Genomic DNA, 3,330 nt, shown 5'->3' on the forward strand with positions numbered 1-3,330 from the left:
GCGGCGGGCCCTGCGGGGCCTGCCGCGGCGTGCGCCGTCGGGCGCGGGCTGCTCGCCGTCGGGCGCGGGCTACTCGAACCAGCCCTGCAGCTCGCCGTAGGAGGCCGCCCCGTCGAGGAAGCCGAGCGTGCCCGTCTCGAGGAGCTCGCGGCCGGCCCGCTCGACGATGCTGAGCGCCGCCCGGGCGATGCTGCCGCCCACGCTCACCCGCTTGACCCCGAGGGAGAAGAGCGTCGGGGCGTCGGTGGTGCTCGCCAGCCCCGCGACGACGTTGAGCGGGGCCGGGATCTCGGCAGCGAGGCGCCGGATCGTCTCCTCCTCCACGACGCCGGGGACGAAGACGCAGTCGGCGCCGGCCGCGACGAAGCGCTGGGCGCGCTCCACGGTCGCGGCGAAGACGTCCTCGCCGGTGCCGAGCAGGTAGGTGTCGGTGCGCGCGTTGAGCACGAAGGTGCCGTGCGGCGCGACCGACCGCGCGGCCGCGACCCGTTCGACGGCGTGCTCGAGGTCGAGCAGCTCACCGTCCCGGACGTCCTCGAGGTTGGCGCCCACCGCCCCGACCCCCGCCGCCCCGGACACCGTGCGGGCGACGTCGTCGGGGGAGGGACCGTAGCCCGCCTCGAGGTCCGCGCTCACCGGCACGCCGACCATCTCGACGATGCCGGCGATGTGCTCGAGCATGGTCTCGCGGTCCAGCGACTCCCCGTCGGGCAGCCCGTGCGACCACGCGATACCCGAGCTGGTCGTGGCGATGGCGGGGAAGCCGAGCGCCTCGAGGATGCGTGCCGACCCCGCGTCCCAGGCGTTGGGCAGCACGAAGCCGGGTCCGTGGTGGAGGGTGAGGAGGCGGACCGCCTTGCCTGGCCGTGGGGTGACGGTCCCGTACGGTTGGGTGGGCACATCGGCACAGTACTGGGGCGGTGGCACCGAGGACAGCCACGGTCGGCTCGTCCGGTGCGCGGCCGCCCCGGTCCCGGGCCGGGCAGACTGTCCCTGCCGCGCCGCCACGGCATCCGCACACGACCAGAGGAGACGTTCGTTGCACATCACGCTGGACGGGCAGAGCCCCGTCGTCCACGAGACCGCCTGGACCGCGCCGGGGGTCGTCCTCGTCGCCGATGTCGAGCTCGGCGAGGAGGTGAGCGTCTGGTACGGCGCCGTCCTGCGCGCCGACTGCGACGCCATCCGGATCGGTGCGCGGAGCAACCTCCAGGACAACGTCGTGGTCCACACCGATGCCGGGTTCCCCGTCCACGTGGGCACCGGCGTCTCCGTCGGCCACGGGGCGGTCCTGCACGGCTGCACCGTCGAGGACGACGTCCTCGTGGGGATGGGCGCCACCATCCTCAACGGTGCCCGCATCGGCGCCGGGTCGCTCATCGCCGCGGGCGCGCTCGTCCCGGAGAACGCCGACATCCCGCCCGGGAGCCTCGTCGCCGGTGTCCCCGGGAAGGTGCGCCGCGAGCTCCGGGAGGAGGAGGTGGAGCACATCCGGGCGAACGGCAGGATGTACCTCGACCTGGCCCGACGTCACTCGGCCGCGACCGCCGCGGCCGGCGACGCTCGCTGAGCCGCGCCCCGGGCCGGGGGTTCGCCGGGCGGTGTCCTGGGGCTGGGGGCCGGCTGGGCGGTGTCCGGGGGCTGGCGGCCTGCTGGGCGGTGTCCGGGGGCGGGGGGCCGGCTGGGCCGTGTCCCCGGCGGGTGACCGGCGACCGGGTGTCGTGCGGGGGTGAGGCGGAGGCGCCGGGTTAGGTTCCTCCCGATGGCCCACACCCACGTCCTGTCGGACACCACCCCCGCCGCGCTGCCTGCCGCCGAGGCGCGGCGGGCCCGCACGCTGCTCACCGTCCTCGTCGTCCCGCTGCTCCTGGCCACCCTGGCCGGGCTGGTGTGGCTGTGGCCCTCGGGGGAGAGCCCGGTCGGCTCGGTGCCGCTCCTCGCCGAGGGTATGAGCATCGAGACCGCCGAGATCGTCGAGGTCACCGGGACCCCGGGCGAGGAGGTCCGCGCCGAGCTGCTCACCGGCGTCGGCGAGGGGCAGGTCATCCCCGTCCAGGTGCCGCCGGAGGTGCTCGACAACGGCACCGAGGTGGGCGACCGGGTGCGGCTGCTCTTCAGCCCCACCGCGCTGGCCTCCGGGGTGCCCTACGTCTTCTGGGACTTCGAGCGCACCGCACCGGTGGCCTGGCTCGCGGTGCTCTACGCCGTCGTCGTCCTCCTCGTCGCCCGCTGGCGCGGCCTGGCGGCGATGGCAGGGCTGGCGGCCTCGCTCGCCGTCGTCGTCCTCTTCGTGCTCCCCGCCCTGATGACCGGCGCGCCACCGCTGCTCGTGGCGCTCGTCGGCGGCAGCGCGATGATGTTCTTCTCCGTCTACCTCGCCCACGGCGTCTCGGTCCGGACGACGACGGCGCTGCTCGGTACCTTCATCGGGCTCGCGGTGACCACCGGCCTGGCGGCATGGGGTACCCGGGCGGCGAACCTCACCGGTGCGACGGCGGACACCTCGCTCATGCTCCAAGGCAGCTTCCCGGGGCTGCGCCTGCAGGACCTGCTGCTGTGCGGCATCGTCATCGCCGGCCTCGGCGCACTCAACGACGTCACCATCACCCAGGCCTCCGCCGTCTGGGAGCTCCACGCCGCGGACCCGGCCATGCCGCGCCGCCGCCTGTGGCTCGGCGGCATCCGCATCGGCCGCGACCACATCGCCTCGACGGTGTACACCCTGGCCTTCGCCTACGTCGGCACCGCGCTGCCGCTGCTCCTCATGGCCGCCTCCTACGACCGGGGGCTCGCCGACACGCTCATGGCCGGAGAGATCGCCGAGGAGGTGGTGCGCACCCTGGTCTCCTCCATCGGCCTGGTCCTCGCCATCCCCGCGACGACGGCGATCGCCGCGGCGCTCGTCCGCACCTCCGCCCGCCGCTGAGGAGCCACCGCACCCCCCGCCGCGCCTGGCGCTCCGCCCTGTCCCGGTCCGGCGCTCCGCCCTGTCCCCGTCCGGTACTCCGCCCCGTCCCGGTCCGGCGCTCCGTCCCGTCCCTGTCCGGTGCTCCGCCCCGTCCCGGTCCGGTGCTTCGCCCTTGTCGATCATGGCTCGCCCTTTGCGGCACCTTGTTCTGAGTGAAAAGGGCGAGCCACCCGCAGGGGCTGCAGCGTGAGCGATGCCCCGGTAGCGCCCCGGCGGCGCCCCGGTGACGCCCCGGTGCGGTCCGGTGCTCCGTCCCGTCCCTGTCCGGTGCTTCGCCCTTCGCGGTCATGGCTCGTCCTTTGCGACACCTCGTTCTGAGTGAAAAGGGCGAGCCACCGCAGGGGCTGCAGCGTGAGCGGTGC

General features: G+C 74.9%; 3 protein-coding genes. 2 read left to right on the forward strand and 1 reads right to left on the reverse strand.

Translation table 11 applies throughout. The features are described 5' to 3' along the window. Positions 1-69: 69 nt before the first annotated feature. Complete coding sequence (locus Q0195_RS05915) at positions 70-900, reverse strand: isocitrate lyase/phosphoenolpyruvate mutase family protein (protein ID WP_299275848.1); 831 nt, start codon at positions 898-900, stop codon at positions 70-72. 139 nt (positions 901-1,039) lie between these two features. Here Q0195_RS05915 and Q0195_RS05920 point away from each other — a divergent pair, with 139 nt between their 5' ends. Both Q0195_RS05920 and Q0195_RS05925 read left to right on the forward strand, forming a co-directional pair. Next, on the forward strand, positions 1,040-1,570 hold the full coding sequence (locus Q0195_RS05920) for a gamma carbonic anhydrase family protein (RefSeq protein WP_299275850.1): 531 nt from the start codon (positions 1,040-1,042) through the stop codon (positions 1,568-1,570). A gap of 192 nt (positions 1,571-1,762) precedes the next feature. Next, positions 1,763-2,926 (forward strand): YibE/F family protein, encoded by a 1,164-nt coding sequence (locus tag Q0195_RS05925; RefSeq protein WP_299275853.1) that lies wholly within the window; start codon positions 1,763-1,765, stop codon positions 2,924-2,926. Positions 2,927-3,330: the final 404 nt, after the last annotated feature.

The organism is uncultured Georgenia sp., assembly GCF_937958535.1.
GTDB lineage: Bacteria > Actinomycetota > Actinomycetes > Actinomycetales > Actinomycetaceae > Oceanitalea.

Coding starts and splice junctions, on each gene's coding strand:
- Q0195_RS05925 (WP_299275853.1), top strand. CDS start 1,763: ATGGCCCACACCCACGTCCTGTCGGACACCACCCCCGCCGCGCTGCCT.